Below are 15,783 nucleotides of genomic sequence, written 5' to 3' on the forward strand. Positions count from 1 at the left end.
GACAGGGCAAGGTGGAGGCATGACGACGTCGGCACCGAAGGCTCCCGCAGCCGCCTCCGAGACCTCCGCCACCCCTCGGCAGACGCTGCTGGTGCTGGGCGCCAGCGGCGACCTGACCGGTCGGCTGCTGCTGCCCGGGCTGGGCCGGTTGCTGGCCAGCGGCGCGGTCCCGAATCTGCGGCTGATCGGCAGCGGCATGGACGACTGGGACGACGAGCGGTGGCGTCGCCGGGTGGCCGACTCGTTCGCCAGCGTCGACGCGCAGGGCCCGGTGGAGAACGAGGTGCTCCGCGAGACCCGGTACGTGAGCGCCGACGTGACCCGCGAGGAGGACCTGCGGGGGCTGCTCAGCGGCTGTGCCGGCCCGGTGGTGATCTTCTTCGCGCTGCCGCCGTTCGTGACCGCCCGGTCGGCCGCCGCGTTGGCCCGCATCGGCGTACCGCCGGGCACCCGGTTGATGCTGGAGAAGCCCTTCGGCGTCGACCGGATCTCGGCGCGCTCGCTCAACGAGCTGTTGGCCACGCTGGTGCCCGAGGACCAGGTGCACCGCATCGACCACTTCCTCGGCAAGTCCACCGTGCTGAACCTGCTCGGCCTGCGCTTCGCCAACCGGATCTTCGAGCCGGTGTTGAACAACAACCACGTGGCCTGCGTGGACATCGTCTTCGACGAGACCCTTGGCCTGGAGGGTCGGGCCGGCTACTACGACCGTGCGGGCGCGTTGGTGGACATGGTGCAGAGTCACCTGCTCCAGGTGCTGGCCCTGCTCGGCATGGAGCCGCCGCCCACGCTGAGCGCCAAGGAACTGCGCGGGCGCAAGGCGCAGGTGCTGCGGGCCGTCCGGCTGTGGCAGGACGACCCGGTGGCGGCGAGCCGCCGGGCCCGGTACACGGCGGGCGACGTCGACGGCCGCCACCTGCCCGACTACGCCGCCGAGGAGGGCGTGGACCCGGGCCGGAACACCGAGACCCTCGCCGAGGTGGTGCTGGAGGTGGACACCTGGCGCTGGGCGGGAGTCCCGTTCCGGCTGCGCTCCGGCAAGGCCACCTCGGCGGTACGCAAGGAGGCCGTCATCACCTTCAAGCAGCCGGCCCGGGTGCCGGACGGTCTGACCGGGTACGAGGAGCCGGACCGGCTGCGGATCGGGTTCGGGCCGGACTGTCTCGGGCTGAACCTGAACATCAACGGCCCCGGCAACCCGTTCGACCTGGACCAGGTGCACCTGACAGCGGACTTCGGCCCCGGCGAGTTGCCCGCGTACGGCGAGGTGCTGCGCGGCGCGTTCGAGGGCGACCCGACGCTGTCGGTGCGGGGCGACGTGGCCGAGGAGTGCTGGCGCATCGTCGAGCCGGTGTTGGCCGCCTGGAAGGCGGGGCACGTGCCGTTGCAGGAGTACGCGGCCGGTTCGGCCGGTCCGGACGACTCACTGCTGGGCCCGGTACGCGGCTGACCAGGGGCGACCACCGACCTCCCACGTGAGGGACTCTCACTGATGGTGACAGTGCGATATCTCTCAGCTACTTTTCAGCCGCCGGTGCTAGCTTCCCGACTCGACGGGATCCATGATGGACGGCGCCGATCCCGTTGCGACGCAACGGCTTAGGCGTAGAAGTCTCACGTCCGTGCCACGGTCGCGCCTGTTGTCGAGGGAGAAGCTCGTGGTGTTCAAGAAGATGCTGGGTGCCTTCGGGATCGGCGCACCCAGCGTCGACACGGTCCTGTCCGACCCGGGCACCCGCCCCGGCTCGGTGCTGACCGGCCAGGTGAACCTGACCGGCGGCAGTCAGGACGTGGACATCGACCAGGTCGTGTTGAGCCTGGTCACCCGGGTCGAGGTCGACGGCGCGGACGGCGACCACGACGCGACCGTCGAGTTCCACCGGGTGCCGGTCGCGGGCGGGCTGCGCCTCGCGGAGGGGCAGCACCTGGCCCTGCCGTTCCAGATCCCGATGCCGTGGCAGACCCCGGTGACCGACGTCTACGGCCAGCGGCTGCCCGGCATGACCATGGGCCTGCGCACCGAGGTCGCCATCCGTGGCGCGGTCGACAAGGGCGACCTCGACCCGGTGTTCGTGCACCCGCTGCCGGTGCAGGAGCGGATCCTGGAGGCGTTCGGACGGCTGGGTTTCCGGTTCAAGGGCGCCGACCTGGAGCACGGGCAGATCGCCGGGGCGTACCAGACGCTGCCCTTCTATCAGGAGATCGAGTTCTTCGCCGCGCCGCAGTACGCCCACGAGGTCAACGAGGTCGAACTGACCTTCCTCGCCGACGAGCAGGGCGTCGACGTGGTGCTGGAGTTCGACCGGCGCGGCGGCCTGTTCACCGGCGGGCACGACTCCTACGGCCGCTACCGTGTCGCGCACGCCGACGCCGACCAGCGGGACTGGGCCGCCGAGGTCGACGGCTGGTTCCGCCAGGCGCTCGACCAGTACCGCACCCTGCACCCCGGCGCGGGCTTCGCCCAACCCGGCCCGCAGGGCTACGGGCAGCCAGGTTACGGGCAGCCCGCCTACGGCCAACCCGGTTACGGGCAGCCCGGCTACCCTCAGCCCGGGTACGGGCAGCCGGTCGGCTACCCGCCGCAGCAGCCCACGTACGGGCACTACCAGGAGGAGCACCACGAGCGGCGCGGGCCGGGCGTGGGCGCGGTCGCCGCCGGTGTGGTCGGCGGCGCGGCGCTCGGATTCGTCGGCGGCATGGTCGCCGAGGAGGTCTTCGATTCCTTCGGTGACGACGAGGGTGGTGACGAGGGCGGCGAGGAGTGAGCCGCTGATCCTCGTCGCCCCGTCGACGTCACCACGAAGCGGGTGTCCACCCGCGACGGCCGCCCGGCCGCCAGGCTCCCCACTGGTGGTCGGGCGGTGTCGTGTGCCGGGTCAGTGGTGGGTCGGCACCGGTCGGTCCGCCTCGAACCGGGCCCGGGTGAGGAAGGCGAGCTGAGCCCGCTTGTCCGGCATGTCGATCTCCTCGGCCAGGGTGAACCCCTCGGCGAGCAGTCGACGGCGGGCCGCGTCGTTGCGCACGTCGGGCTCGACGACGATGCGGTCCCGGGTCGGGTCCAGGAACAGGAACCGGGCCAGGGCGGCGCCGACCGGGCCGGCCAGCGCGCGGGGCAGACCGGGTGGCGGGGCGAGCAGCAGGTGCATGCCGATGTCACCGGGGCGGACCGGGTAGCGCTCGCCGACCGGGTCGGCCGCCGGCTGGTACGTCTGGAACAGGCCGATCGGCACGTCGTCGAGCCGGATCAGGTAGGCGTGGTGGGTGGTCAGGGCGTCGACGAACTCGTAGATCTCGCGTACCTCGTCGAGGGTGTGCGAACCCATGCCCCAGAACACCGCACGGGGTTGGGTGACCCAGCCGTGCAGGAGTTCCGCGTTGACCATCGGGTCGACCGTGGTCAGGCTGAGGGTGCCGAGGTCGGCGATCTTCTCCTGGTACATGCTGCCTCACTTCGGAGGTGTCTCTCGCCAAGATCGGCGAGTTAGGTTAACCTAACCTAACTTTTCGGCACGGTAGCAGGAGGCACGGGTGAAGCGGAACTGGGAGTCGCTGGTCCTCAAGGCGATGGGCGGACGGAACTTCCGACTGACCGTCCTGGACTCCGCGCCGGTGAACGAGCGCTACCAGCGCCTGCTGGTCGACGGTGGCGGGCTGCTCCAGGAGTGCGAGGTCCACCCGACGATGTGGATCCGGCTCTGGTTCGACAACGACGGACGGGCGCACCAGCGGGCGTACACGCTCGTCGACCCGGACCCGGAGACCGGCCGCTTCCATCTGGAGTTCGCGCTGCACGACGGCGTCGCCGCCCGCTGGGCCGGCGCGGCCCGCCCCGGCGACACCATCGAGGCGACCGTGCACGGCACCGGGTTCGCCCTGCCCGACCCGGCGCCCCGGCACCTCTATCTGGTCGGGGACGCGGCCTCACTGCCGGCGGTGAACAGTCTGCTGGACAGCGCGCAGGACATCCCGGCGACGGTCTGGATCGAGTACGCCCACGAGGACGAGAAGGAGCTGGCCGCCCGCGCCCGCGCGCACCACGAGGTGGTGTGGGTGCCGCGCCGCGACGACGGGCGGCACCTGGTCGACACCGTCCGCGACGGGATGCCGGCCAGCGACGGCGGTTACTACTGGGTGGCCTGCGAGGCGGCCACCACCCGCAGCATCGTCAAGCACATCCGGCGCGGGCTCGGCGTGGGCCGCCAGCAGTTGACCGGAGTGGGCTACTGGAACGCCCGCTGAGCGGCGACCCCGGCGGATCTGCGCCGGGGCCGCCCCCGGTCAGCTCGTCGGGAAGTCGTCCGGCGTCCGGATGCGCTCGCGCATGAACGCACCCGAGGTGGTGAGCACGGACGTACCCGTGTAGTTGCCGCCGTTGCAGGTGCCCGGCCGCAACGCCGCGCTGCCCTCGGCCTTGTCGGAGAACGTCCAGTTGGCGTACCCGATCTTCAGCCGGTCGAGCAGGTCCAGCCACTGGGTGCTGCTGGCCAGGTCGGCGGCGCCGTCACCGGTGTAGTCCACGGTGCCGAACTCGGTGACGAACAACGGCAGCCGGGCGGCGGCCCGCTCGACCTCGGCCCGGTAGTTGTCCCGGTGCGACGCGGCGTAGAAGTGGAACGCGTACATGACGTTGCTCGCGTTCACCGGGTTGTTGACGATCTCGGTGTGGTTGGCGCCCTCCGAGACGCCCAGCGAGGACCAGCCCCGGGTGCCGACGATGACCACCGCGTCCGGGTCGTTGGCGCGGATGACCGGGATCACCTGGTCGGCGTAGTTCTTGATGGTCGACCAGCTCACCCCGTTGGGTTCGTTGGTGATCTCGTAGATCACGTTGTTCTTCGACGCGTGCCGCGCGGACACCGCGGCGAAGAAGGTCTTGGCCCGCTCCAGGTTGTGCATCGGGTCGCCGGGCGTGAGCGTGTGGAAGTCGATCATCGCGTACATGCCCCGTTCGGTGGCCTCCTCGACCAGGGCGTTGACCCGGTTGGTGAAGCCCGCCGGGTCGGTCTCGTACCCGTCCTCCTGGACGTACATGGCGATCCGGAACAGGTCGGCCCGCCAGTCGGTGGCGAGCGCGTCCAGCGAGGCGTCGTTGTAGCAGTTGCCGAACCACTGGAGACCGTGGCTGCTCATGCCGCGCAACTGGATCGGCCGGCCGTACTGGTTGCAGAGGTTGACCCCGCAGACCCGCAACTGTCCGTTGATCGCCACCGGGGTCTGCCCGCCGGGCGGCGGGGTGGTCGGTGGTGGCGTGGTCGGCGGGGGAGTGGTGGGCGTGGTCGAGCCGGTGCAGACCGTGCCGTTGAGGGTGAACGAGGTCGGTGCCGGATTCGCGCCGGTGAAGGTGCCGTTGAAGCCGATGGTGGTGCTCGCGCGGGTGGCGAGCGACCCGTTCCAGCTCGCGTTCCGCGCGGTGACCTCGCTGCCGCTCTGGCTCCAGGTGGCCGACCAGCCCTCGGCGAGGCGCTGGCCGCCGTCCGGGAAGCGGAAACCGAGCGTCCAGCCGGTGACCGGGTCGCCGACGTTGGTGATGGTCACGCTGGCGGTGAACCCGCCGGACCAACTGTTCGTCGTGTAGGCGACCGAGCAGCCGGGCGCGGCCATCGCGGCGGTCGTCGGCAGGGCGGCCAGCGTGCCGAGGGTCAGCGCGCCGACGGCACCGGCCGCGACCAGGAGGCGTCGGGTACGGCGCGGGGGATGCTTCATGGGGACCGTCGCAATCTGGTCGTGGTGGGGTACGGCCCTCCGGCGAGAGGGGACGGAGGCTCGGGAGCGCTCCCACGGGAGCCTACGATGGCTGGAAACATCGGCGCAATATTTAGCGCCATCGAAGCGACCTGACGCGGCGACGCCCCGGGAGTGCCTCCCGGGGCGTCGCGGTGGACGTCGCGACGTACGTCAGAGTTCACCGGCGGCACGTCGCCGGTCGGCCTCGGCGTCGGCGGCGCCGACCGGGGTCGGGTCGGTGTCCCGCTGCGCTCCGGTCAGGTCGATGTCGGCGCCGGCCCGGGCGGCGTCGGCCGCCGCGTCGTCCGCGCCGACCACCTCGCCCGCCTCCGGGGCGCCGTCCTCGCGTACGAGATCTCCGGCCGCGGCGAACGCGATCGGCGTGTATCGGGGCTCGGTCATGTCGTCCTCCTCGTCGCCGGTGTCCTGGTCTGGATACCCGCCACCGGCGCGGCGCACACCGGCACGGGGTGTCCACCCCGGACTGGTCGGGGGTCTCCGCGAGAGCCGCCCCGTTCCTGAACGCACGATCAGGCGTACGGGGGAGTTCGTCGATGTCCGGGATCGTTGCCGATTCGTTGCCTCCGCTTGTCGTATGGCAAAGATCACGCTGAGTGCCTAGGATGGCCCGTTTTCCCATGGAGCAAGGTCGAAGATCGGCGCTCCGCAGCACAGTGGATACCCAGAGTGAGGGTTCTCGGGAGGTCGCGTGTCCACGTCACGGGACCGTGGCACAGGTGTGCCACCAGGATTTGCGCTGCTCACTACCCTGATCCTGATCATCGGTAGTGAGCCTCTCGACTTGACAAGGGTTTCAGATGAGCGACAGCCACTCTCCGTACGGAGGGCAGCCGGACCCGAACGCCGCCCCGTGGGGTAACCCGCCCGGTTCCCCGGTCGGTCCGCCGCCGATGCCGCCCGGCAGTCCGGTGGGCTACCCGATGCCGCCGGGTTCCCCCACCAGCGGGCCCGGTGCCCCGGGGTACCCCACGAGCGGACCTGGTGCGCCGGGGTACCCCACGAGCGGGCCCGGTGCCCCGGGGTACCCGTCGTCGCCGTACGGCGCACCCACGCCCCCTCCTCCGCCGCCCTACGCCGTCCAGCCGCAGAAGTCCGGTGGTAACCGGGGCGTCTGGCTCGGCCTGGGCATCGGCGCCGCCGTCATGGCCGTGCTGGTCGCCTGCGGCAGCACCATCGGGTACTTCGTGCTCGGCGACGACGACGAGCCCACGCAGATCGCCGCCAGCAGCAGCCCCTCGCCCGACGGCGACAACGGCGGCGAAGGCTCGGAGCCCTCGCCGACGCCGGCCGAGCCGGACAACGACGGCGGCAACGGCAACAACAACGCCGTCACGGCCCGCAACTCCAGTGACTTCAACGCGGTGTGCGACGGCAACCCGGTGCTCAACGCGGCGCCGTACACCTCCGCGAAGGGCGCCAAGGTCTACACCTTCGCCAACAACCCGGACCGCCCCGGTTCCTGGCTGAGCAAGTCGGTCGGCTTCAACAAGCCGTACTACGCCCGGACCTCCGACTGGTCGACCGTCTCGGTCGTCGGCTGCCTGACCTTCGTCCAGGGCAGCGAGGGCGAGCCGCGCAAGTGCCAGTACAAGGACCGCGACGACAAGCAGATCACGGTCGACTACATCTCCTCGCGCTACACGCTGACCTTCCACAACGCCCAGACCGGCGAGAAGATCGGCGACGGCGGCCGGATCAACGCCCCGGCCGGGCGCTGCCCGAGCTTCATCTCCTACAACCGGGAGACCCTGAAGTCGTACGCGCAGCCGGACAACGGCGCCATCGAGCTGGCTCTGGACAAGTTCACCTCCTGAGCGCAGACGTCTGATCGGCGGGGGCGGGACCGGAAGGTCCCGCCCCCGCCGTCGTCGCGGTGTCCGACCCGGGTACTAGCCTGTCGTCGTGACGCGACGGGCGGGCGGAAGGGGTCCTGATGGCTGACGCGGACGACGTCCGTCGGCTGGCGCTCGCGCTGCCCGAGGCGGTCGAGATCGACAGCGACGGCTTCGACTTCCGGGTGGCCGACCGGGGGTTCGTCTGGTCCTATCCCGAGCGCCTGCCGGGCCGGCCACGGGTGATCCGCACCGACGTGGCCGTGCTCTACGTCGGAGACGAGGCCGAGAAGCAGGCCCTGCTGCTCGGTGAGCCCGACCTGTTCTTCACCACCCCCGGCTACGACGGGCTGCCCCTGGTCATGCTGCGTCTGGCGGCGGTGCAGGTGGACCGGCTCGCCGAGCTGGTCACCGACGCCTGGCGGATGCGCGCGCCGGAGTCGCTCGCCGCCGACCTCGACGAGGCCGCCGTCCGCTGACCCCGCCGCCCGGCGTCGGCGCGGGGCGGGCGGTGTCGGGTTTCCTCCTCGGGGACTGCGTTGCGCGAGGGCCCGGTGACAGACTGGACGACAGTCGATGTTTCGGGGGTGCGCGATGTTCGGTCGTTGGCGCAGGCGCAGTGCACCACCGTCGGGCGCGCAACGACCGTCGGGCGGGACACGGCCGGCCGGGGCCGGCGGACCGGGCTTCACCGTCACCGCGCTGCCCAGCGAGACGGCGGCCCGGCAGGCGGCCGAGGGCGGGTCGCCGGAGGACATGAACCGTCTCGGCATCACCCTGAAGCTCGGCGGCCGGGCGGACGAGGCCGCCGAGTGGTTCCGCAGGGCGGCCGAGGCCGGCAACACCGACGGGATGGCCAACCTGGCCCTCTACCTGATGGGGCAGGGCCGTAACCGGGAGGCCGCCGAGTGGTTCCGCCGCATCGGCGACCCGCTCGGCGAGGCGTTCGCCCGCCGGTTGTCGGCGGAGCCCGACACCCCGCCGGACCGGTGACCGGCATCCCCGACGCCTGGGGAACACCGCAGTACCACCTGCTGGTCGGTGTGTGCGGACAGGCCGAGGCGCACCACGACACGTACGAACGCACCGGGTCGCTGCGGGAGCTGGAGCTCGCCCTCGCCGTCTTCACCGAGGTGTTGACGGTCGCCCGGAACGTCGACATCCGCAGCACCGCCGCCAACGGTCTCGGTACAGCCCGCTGGTCCCGCTACGAGCGCTTCGGCGACCTGGCCGACCTCGACGCGGCGATCGGGCTGTTCCGCGACGCGTTGGCGATGTATCCGAACGAGCGCACCCCCGCCACGCCGTCCTTCCACGCCAACCTCGGCGGCGTGCTGCGGCTGCGCTGGCGGCGTACCGGTGTCGAGGCGGACCTGGTCGAGTCGGTGGCCCAGGCCCGTGCGGCGCTGGCCGAGACCGTCCCCGCCCACCCGCGTCGCGCGGGCCGGTTGACCAACCTCGCCGACGGGCTGCTCACCCTGTCGCTGCGGTACGACGACTCGTCCGCCCTCACCGAGGCGGTCGAGTTGTCCCGCGAGGCGGTGGCGGTGGCCGGGCCCGGTGACGACCTCGCCGGGATGCTCTCCAACCTCGCTGAGATGCTGCGACTGCGGTACCGCTCGACGAACGGTCGGGAGCGGGCCCTGCTGGACGAGGCGGTCGAGCGGGGCCGTGAGGCGGTGGCGGCGGCCGGTGACCGACACCCGCTGCGGGCGCGCTTCGAGTCGAATCTCGCGCTCGTCCTGGTCGAGCGGTACGCCGCCGGGCGGCATCCGGCCGACCTGGCCGAGGCGGGCCGGCTCGCCGAGCACGCGGTGCGGGCGACCCCCGAGGGGCACCCCAACCGGGCGGAACGGATGCTCGTGCTGACCAACATCCGGCGGGCGGAGGTGACCCGGCTCGCGGCCGAGGTGCCCCGTCCCCGGGAGGCCCGCCGGGTGGCCCGGGCCGCCCGGGACGCGGCGGCGGCCGTGCCCGACGGGCACTACCTGCGGGCCGATGCCCTGCTCGGCGAGGCCGCCGCGTTGACCGTGTGGGCGGTCAGCGGCGAACCCAAGGCGTACCGGGAGGCGATCGCGATCCTGCGCCGGGTCGCGCGGGACCCGACCGCACCGGTCCGGGTACGCGTCGAGGCCGCCCGACGGTGGGCCAACGCCGTGCTCGCCAGTAGCCGGGGACGGGACCTCGCCGAGGCCCGACAGGCGTACGATCTCGCGGTCGGACTGCTGCCTCGGACCGCGCCGAGGCGCGTCACGCACACCGACCGGGAGCGGCACCTGGCCGCCTTCGTCGGTCTGGCCCGGGACGCCGCCGCCTGCGCCCTCGCCGCCGGTGACCCGCTCGACGCGCTGCGGCTGCTGGAACACGGCCGGGGGGTGCTGCTCGGACACGCCCTGGACACCCGGACCGAGCTGACCGAGTTGCGGCGGCGGCGAGCCGACCTGGCGGATCGCTTCGAGGCGTTGCGGAGCGCCTTCGACCGGCCGGAGGGGGTCGGCTTCAGTTCCCGGCCGGACGACGTGACGATGCCCGGCGAGGACCGGCACGCGCTGGCCCGGGACTGGGACGCGCTGCTGGACGAGATCCGTCGCGTCGACGGTCTCGCCGGGTTCCTACGCCCGCCTCCGGTCGACGACCTGCTCGCCGAGATCGCCCGGCGCGGGCCCGTCGTGGTGCTCAACATCAGCGGGTTGCGGTGTGACGCCCTGGTGCTCACCGGGGGCCGGGTCCAGGTGGTGCCGCTGCGGCTGGGTCTCGATGAGGTGGTCGATCGGGCCCGGCGGCTGCGCGCGGCCGTCACCCGCACCAACCGGCCGAGCCTGCCCGCCCGACTCCGCGAGGAGGCCCGGGCCACGGTCGCCGAGACGCTGGTCTGGCTCTGGGACACCGTCGCCGCTCCGGTGTTCGACGTGCTCGCCCCGCCGCCCGGCTCCCGGATGTGGTGGGTGCCGACCGGGCCGCTGAGCAGTCTCCCGCTGCACGCCGCCGGGCCGGCGGACGGGCCGGGCGTGCTGGACCGGGTGATCTCCTCGTACGCGCCGACGGTGCGCAGCCTGGTCGCCGCCTGGCGGTCCCGCCCGCCGACCCGGACAGCCGTGCCGCTGGTGGTCGCCCTGCCGCAGACACCCGGACGGGGTGATCTGCCGAACGTGCCGGCCGAGGTGCGGATGCTGACCACCCGGTATCCGGCCGGTCGGGTGCTCCTCGGTGATCGCGCGGTCCGGCGGTCCGTGCTCGACGCGCTGCCCCGGCACCCGTGGCTGCACTTCGCCGGCCACGCCGTCACCGCGGCCGACGGGAGCGCCGACGGTCACCTCGTCCTGCACGACCACGCCGCCGCCCCGCTGACCGTGGCCGACATCGCGCGGCTGCGGCTGGCGCACGCCGAGGTCGCCTACCTGTCGGCGTGCGACACCGGGGTCTCCCACGAGGACCTGGACGACGAGGCCCTGCACGTGGCCGGTGCCTGCCACATCGCCGGCTTCCGGCACGTGGTCGGCACGGCGTGGGCGATCGACGACGCGGTCGCCCCCGGCGTCGCCGCCGACTTCTACGCCCGGCTGGTCGGCGTCGACGACGCCGCGTCGGCCCTGCACCAGGCGGTGTCCGCGCTGCGCGCCGCGCGACCGGACCGGCCCACGCTCTGGGCGCCCTTCCTGCACGTCGGTCCGTGACACGATGGTCGATGTGACCCAACCGCGTGACGACGTCAGCCGTGGTGTACCCGAGCTTCTCATCGGTGCGCTGGCCGGGTCCGCACTGCTGCCGTTCGTCCAGGCGCTGGCGACCAAGGCGGGGGAGGACGTCTACCAGATGATCCGGGACAGGCTGTCCCGCCGGGCCCGCCGCGACGTGCGGGACGAGATCCGGGCCGAGGGCACCGTCACGCTCACCGCCGCCGCCGCGCGGGTGGTGCTGCGGCTGCCGGAACGGGTGACGCCCGAGATGGCGCTGCGGTTGGAGAACCTGCACCTGCCGCCGTACCGATCCGGCTGGTTGCTGCTGTCGTGGGACGCCACCCAGCGCCGCTGGGTCAGCACCGGCCTGTCCGGGCCGCCGGAGACCGCCACCAGTCTCGACCCCTGACCGTCCCGTCCGCCACCGGCCGGGAAGCCGGGTCCGGCTTTTCGATCTTGTTGGTGCCGTGTGACATGGTGGCGACATGGAACCGCAGGTGGATGCCGAGCGCCGCGCTCTGCCCGAACCCGTCCGGGTCGCCCTGCGGGTGCTGCGCGACTACCGGCCGACCTTCGCCCGGGTCCGCGCCCTGGTGCGCAGCATGGCGGCCTCGTTCCTGGTGCTCAGCGTGACGTTCTGGCTGCTGCCCGGCGTCACCATCAGCGGCCTGGTCGGGCTGCTCTGGCTGGTCGCCCTGGTCACCGGCGTCGGTGCGGTGCTGCGCCCGGTGCTGCTGGCCCTGGCCACCGCGCTCGGCGGTCTCGGTGCGCTGACCATCGGTGTGGGCGTCCAGGCCGTGGTCATGTACGTGGCGTTGCAACTGGCCCCGGAGGCGCACGTCGCCGGGTTCGCCGTCGCGTTCGCCGCCGCCTGGCTCGCCGTGGCCCTGGCCGCCGCGGTCAACTGGCTCGCCGACGCCGGCACCGACGACACCTTCGTCAGCGAGATGCTGCGGCTGATGAGCCGGGTCCGGCGGTCCACCGACCGGGACGGCCGCCGCTGGTGGCGCTGGCGCCGCCGCGCGCCGGCCCGGCGGGACGCGGTCGGTGACGCCCCGCCCGAGGGCCTGCTCGTCGTCCAGCTCGACGGGGTGGCCGCACCGGTGGTGCAGTGGGCGGTGCGCGCCGGCAACCTGCCCACCATGGGCCGGTGGCTGCGGTCGCGCAGTCACCGGATGACCCGCTGGCACACCGGACTGCCCGCCACCACGCCCGCCGCCCAGGCCGGCCTGCTGCACGGGGAGTTCGGTCGGGTGCCGGCCTACCGCTGGTACGAGAAGGCACCGCCCGGCCCGGACGGGACCACCCCGGCCGGGCGGCTCGTGGTGACCAGCCGTCCCCGGGACGCGGCCGAGGTCGAGCGGCGACTGTCCACCGGTCGGGGACTGCTGCGCGACGGCGGGGTGAGCATCAGCACCGCCTTCTCCGGTGACGCCCCCACCACCCTGCTGACGGTCAGTCGCGCCGGGCTGCCCGGCCGCTCCACGGCCGGCTACGCGGCGTTCATGACCAGCCCGTACGGCTTCGCCCGGACGGTGGTGCTCGGTGCCGGGCAGGTGCTGCGGGAACTGCACGCCGCGCGGCGGCGACGGGTGCGCGGTGTACTGCCCCGGGCTGACCGGGGCGGCTCGTACCTGGCGTTGCGTCCGCTGGCCAGCCTGCTCAACGACCTCAACGTGTCGCTCATCGCCGAGCAGATGGCCCGGGGCGCCCCGGTCATCTTCTGCGACTTCGTCGACTACGACGAGGTGGCCCACCACGCCGGCCCGGCCCGGCCGGAGGCGATGGCCGCGCTGGAGTCGCTCGACCACACGCTCGGCATCCTGCAACGGCTGGCCGCCGAGGCGACCCGGCGCTACCACATCGTCGTGCTCAGCGACCACGGCCAGAGTCAGGGCGCCACGTTCCGCCAGCGGTACGGCGAGTCCCTGACCCAGGTGGTGTCCCGGCTGGTGGCACCGGGTGCGGCCGAACCCGTTCCGGTGCCGCGACGCCGCCCACGCGGGCCGGGCCGGGACACGACTCTCGCCGGTGGCGAGCACGAGACCACCCGCAACGCCGAGGAGCGGGCCCGGGTGGACACCCTGCTCAGCGAGGTCTCCGGCCGCAGCGGGGTGACCGCCACCGCGACCCGGATGGCGGTCCGGGCCCGCCCGGCGACGGCACGCGGCCCGCACCCGCCGCCGCATCGGGCGCACGAGCGGGCTGCCGCGTCGACGCGTACCGAACCGGAGACCGTGGTGGTGGCCTCCGGCAACCTGGCGATGGTCTATCTGACCCGGCATCCGGGGCGGCTCACCCGCGAACGGATCGACGAGGTGACGCCGGGGCTGGTGGCGGGTCTGGCCGCGCATCCCGGCGTCGGGATGGTGGTCGTCGACTCGGCCGCCGGACCGCTCGCGGTGGGCCGGTCCGGGACCCATCGGCTGTCCGACGGGCACGTCGAGGGTGACGACCCGCTGACGCCGTACGGGCCGAGGGCCCGGCACGACCTGCTGCGGCACCAGGACATGGACCACGTCGGTGACCTGGTGTTGATCAGTGCGGTGGACCCCGGCCTGGAGGAGGTGACCGCCTTCGAGGAACTCGTCGGCAGCCACGGCGGGCTGGGCGGCTGGCAGAACGACGCGCTGCTGGTGCATCCGGCCGACTGGCCGCAGGAGGGCGAGTTGGTCGGCCCGGACGCGGTGCACCGTCAGTTGCTCGACTGGCTGTCCCGGCTCGGGCTGCGCAGCCCCGACGGCCCCGACGACCCGGCGGACGGGGCCGACGCGGTGACCCGTTCCGAGGCGGGGGAGGGTGCCGGCAGAACGGCCGGGCCCGAGCCGTCGGATGCGGTGGCGCGGCCCGCTCCGGGGGAGGCGGGGCGGCGGATACCGGTCATGGCGTCGCCGGTGGATGGAGCGGCTCGGGCCGGCGTCGCCCCAGCAGGCTCAATCCCTGAGTGATCAGCAGGACCAGCACGATCGCGGCGAGCACGCTCTGCCACGGTTCGGGGAAGATGGCCCGGCCGAGGACGCCGATCATGGCGTAGAGGACCGACCAGAGCAGGGTGGCGGGCAGGTTGGCCACGGCGAACCGTCGCCAGGTCATGCCGGCCATCGCCGCGGCCAGCAGCACCGGCAGCCGGCCGCCGGGCACCAGCCGGGAGACCAGGAGCATCGGCACGCCGCCCTCGCGGACCCGCGCCGACATCCGGTCCAGTCGCTGCGGCCCGCGCAGCCAGCGCAGCCGCCGGGCGATGCGTTCGCCGCCCCAGCCGAGCACCGCGAAGACCACCAGATCACCGAGGTACGCGCCGAGCGCCCCGGCGAGCACGACCAGGAGCACGGTCACCGGATCCTGGTGGGCGGCGAGCGCGGCGGCCCCGCTGACCGCCGCACCGGTGGGCACCACCGGGACGACCGCGCCGAACAGCACCACCAGCGTGAGCCACGCCAGCGTGCCGAGGATCTCGGTCATGAGCCGGGCACGGTGAGGGACTCACCCGGCTCGAGGACGCGTACCCGGGTGTCGGGGGCGATCCGTCGCGCGTGCCGGGCGAAGTCGTCGCCGGGCGCGAAGAAGCGGTCCGGCCGGACCCGGTCGCATCCGATCGGCCAGAAGGTGCCGTAGTGGATCGGCACCGCCCACGCCGCCGCGACCCGCCGGGCCGCCTCGGCCGCGCCCTCCGGGTCGAGGTGACCCGGGCCGAGCGTGGGTCCCCAGCCGCCGACCGGGATCAGCGCCAGGTCGAGCGGACCGAGCGAGTCCATCTCGGTGAAGAGTCCGGTGTCCCCGGCGAACCAGGTGCGGGCTCGCCCTTCGACGAGGTACCCGATGGCCGGGGCCCGGTGCCGTGACCAGGGGCCGCGTCCGGCGGGGTGGGCGGCGGGCACGGCCGTGACGGTCACCTCGCCGACGGTGGTCGCCTCGCCGGGCGTCAACTCGGTGTACCGGTCGGCGGTGGTGCCCAGCGCCCGCCGCACCAGCGGCGCGGCCCCGGCCGGCAGCACCAGGCGGGTGGCCGGGGGCAACCGACGCAGCGACGCGAGGTCCAGGTGGTCGGCGTGCAGGTGCGACACGAGTACGGCGTCCGGCGCGTCCGGTAGCCGGGGCGTGGTGCCGCGCCGCCGCCGCAGGTGGGCGAGCCGGTCGCGGAGCAGCGGGTCGGTGAGCAGCCTGGTGCCGGAGTCCTCGATCCACACGGTGCTGTGACCGTGCCAGGTCAGCTCGACCACACCGTCACCCGCACCGACGTCGACACGCCTGCCACCGTAACGGGTGTCGGCGGGCGGCCATGATCAGGGGCCGCGCCGGGCCCATCTCCGACCCGGCAAGGGATAGATGGTCATCCTTGTTTGTGTGATCGCTCACATGTTAGCGTTGCCATCGGTGGTGGAGGTGAGCACGGCTTCCGCAGCTCTCCGGTGAGCGGCCGAGGCGTTGATGTTTTCGCTAACACCGCCTCGGTCACGGTCGACCGGCACTGCTCGCCCCCGCTGTTCCCGTCCCCGTACGGCTGGTCCGGCGAGCGCGCCACCACCTTT

Annotated in this window: 14 protein-coding genes; 9 read left to right on the forward strand and 5 right to left on the reverse strand. The window is 73.2% G+C overall.

Annotation, left to right across the window (positions count from 1 at the left end; translation table 11 throughout):
• Positions 1-19: 19 nt before the first annotated feature.
• Both ACQVFL_RS12570 and ACQVFL_RS12575 read left to right on the forward strand, forming a co-directional pair.
• Positions 20-1,450, forward strand: a complete 1,431-nt coding sequence (locus ACQVFL_RS12570) for a glucose-6-phosphate dehydrogenase (RefSeq protein ID WP_431729416.1) — start codon at positions 20-22, stop codon at positions 1,448-1,450.
• A 208-nt stretch (positions 1,451-1,658) separates the two neighbouring features.
• Positions 1,659-2,765 (forward strand): sporulation protein, encoded by a 1,107-nt coding sequence (locus ACQVFL_RS12575; protein WP_431729822.1) that lies wholly within the window; start codon positions 1,659-1,661, stop codon positions 2,763-2,765.
• Positions 2,766-2,876: 111 nt separating this feature from the next.
• Here ACQVFL_RS12575 and ACQVFL_RS12580 read toward each other — a convergent pair whose 3' ends face one another.
• Positions 2,877-3,440, reverse strand: a complete 564-nt coding sequence (locus ACQVFL_RS12580; RefSeq protein ID WP_431729417.1) for a GNAT family N-acetyltransferase — start codon at positions 3,438-3,440, stop codon at positions 2,877-2,879.
• A gap of 88 nt (positions 3,441-3,528) precedes the next feature.
• Here ACQVFL_RS12580 and ACQVFL_RS12585 point away from each other — a divergent pair, with 88 nt between their 5' ends.
• The gene (locus ACQVFL_RS12585) at positions 3,529-4,239 is read left to right on the forward strand and encodes a siderophore-interacting protein (RefSeq protein WP_396694060.1); all 711 of its coding nucleotides are present in this window, start codon (positions 3,529-3,531) and stop codon (positions 4,237-4,239) included.
• A gap of 39 nt (positions 4,240-4,278) precedes the next feature.
• On the opposite strand, the gene ACQVFL_RS12590 is transcribed toward ACQVFL_RS12585, so the two are convergent.
• A complete protein-coding gene (locus ACQVFL_RS12590) occupies positions 4,279-5,703 on the reverse strand; it encodes a cellulase family glycosylhydrolase (protein ID WP_396694058.1) in 1,425 nt (474 codons plus the stop codon).
• 192 nt (positions 5,704-5,895) lie between these two features.
• A complete protein-coding gene (locus tag ACQVFL_RS12595; RefSeq protein ID WP_431729418.1) occupies positions 5,896-6,126 on the reverse strand; it encodes a hypothetical protein in 231 nt (76 codons plus the stop codon).
• Between the two features lie 416 nt (positions 6,127-6,542).
• On the opposite strand from ACQVFL_RS12595, the gene ACQVFL_RS12600 reads away from it, so the two are divergent.
• The 6 genes from ACQVFL_RS12600 (at position 6,543) to ACQVFL_RS12625 (ending at position 14,202) form a co-directional block, all read left to right on the forward strand.
• Complete coding sequence (locus ACQVFL_RS12600) at positions 6,543-7,559, forward strand: hypothetical protein (protein WP_396694054.1); 1,017 nt, start codon at positions 6,543-6,545, stop codon at positions 7,557-7,559.
• 119 nt (positions 7,560-7,678) lie between these two features.
• A complete protein-coding gene (locus ACQVFL_RS12605; protein ID WP_396694052.1) occupies positions 7,679-8,056 on the forward strand; it encodes an MmcQ/YjbR family DNA-binding protein in 378 nt (125 codons plus the stop codon).
• A 115-nt stretch (positions 8,057-8,171) separates the two neighbouring features.
• Complete coding sequence (locus ACQVFL_RS12610) at positions 8,172-8,570, forward strand: tetratricopeptide repeat protein (RefSeq protein WP_396694050.1); 399 nt, start codon at positions 8,172-8,174, stop codon at positions 8,568-8,570.
• Positions 8,567-11,251: a CHAT domain-containing protein gene (locus ACQVFL_RS12615; protein WP_431729419.1), complete on the forward strand. Its 2,685-nt coding sequence runs from the start codon at positions 8,567-8,569 to the stop codon at positions 11,249-11,251. The genes ACQVFL_RS12610 and ACQVFL_RS12615 overlap by 4 nt, the downstream gene beginning before the upstream one ends.
• 13 nt (positions 11,252-11,264) lie before the next feature.
• Entirely contained in the window at positions 11,265-11,663 is a 399-nt protein-coding gene (locus ACQVFL_RS12620) for a hypothetical protein (RefSeq protein ID WP_431729420.1), read from the forward strand.
• A gap of 76 nt (positions 11,664-11,739) precedes the next feature.
• Positions 11,740-14,202 (forward strand): alkaline phosphatase family protein, encoded by a 2,463-nt coding sequence (locus ACQVFL_RS12625; protein ID WP_431729421.1) that lies wholly within the window; start codon positions 11,740-11,742, stop codon positions 14,200-14,202.
• On the opposite strand, the gene ACQVFL_RS12630 is transcribed toward ACQVFL_RS12625, so the two are convergent.
• Entirely contained in the window at positions 14,135-14,716 is a 582-nt protein-coding gene (locus tag ACQVFL_RS12630; RefSeq protein WP_396694042.1) for a DedA family protein, read from the reverse strand. The two genes, ACQVFL_RS12625 and ACQVFL_RS12630, sit on opposite strands and share 68 nt — an antisense overlap.
• The gene (locus ACQVFL_RS12635) at positions 14,713-15,474 is read right to left on the reverse strand and encodes an MBL fold metallo-hydrolase (protein WP_396694041.1); all 762 of its coding nucleotides are present in this window, start codon (positions 15,472-15,474) and stop codon (positions 14,713-14,715) included. Before ACQVFL_RS12635 ends, ACQVFL_RS12630 begins: the two co-directional genes overlap by 4 nt.
• Between the last annotated feature and the right edge of the window lie 309 nt (positions 15,475-15,783).

This window comes from Verrucosispora sp. TAA-831 (assembly GCF_050780145.1).
GTDB lineage: Bacteria > Actinomycetota > Actinomycetes > Mycobacteriales > Micromonosporaceae > Micromonospora.

Excerpts from the sequence above, each read along its gene's own strand:
- ACQVFL_RS12570 (WP_431729416.1), top strand. The coding sequence starts at position 20 with ATGACGACGTCGGCACCGAAGGCTCCCGCAGCCGCCTCCGAGACCTCC.
- ACQVFL_RS12580 (WP_431729417.1), bottom strand. The coding sequence starts at position 3,440 with ATGTACCAGGAGAAGATCGCCGACCTCGGCACCCTCAGCCTGACCACG.
- ACQVFL_RS12590 (WP_396694058.1), bottom strand. The coding sequence starts at position 5,703 with ATGAAGCATCCCCCGCGCCGTACCCGACGCCTCCTGGTCGCGGCCGGT.
- ACQVFL_RS12595 (WP_431729418.1), bottom strand. The coding sequence starts at position 6,126 with ATGACCGAGCCCCGATACACGCCGATCGCGTTCGCCGCGGCCGGAGAT.
- ACQVFL_RS12600 (WP_396694054.1), top strand. The coding sequence starts at position 6,543 with ATGAGCGACAGCCACTCTCCGTACGGAGGGCAGCCGGACCCGAACGCC.
- ACQVFL_RS12605 (WP_396694052.1), top strand. The coding sequence starts at position 7,679 with ATGGCTGACGCGGACGACGTCCGTCGGCTGGCGCTCGCGCTGCCCGAG.
- ACQVFL_RS12610 (WP_396694050.1), top strand. The coding sequence starts at position 8,172 with ATGTTCGGTCGTTGGCGCAGGCGCAGTGCACCACCGTCGGGCGCGCAA.
- ACQVFL_RS12625 (WP_431729421.1), top strand. The coding sequence starts at position 11,740 with ATGGAACCGCAGGTGGATGCCGAGCGCCGCGCTCTGCCCGAACCCGTC.
- ACQVFL_RS12630 (WP_396694042.1), bottom strand. The coding sequence starts at position 14,716 with ATGACCGAGATCCTCGGCACGCTGGCGTGGCTCACGCTGGTGGTGCTG.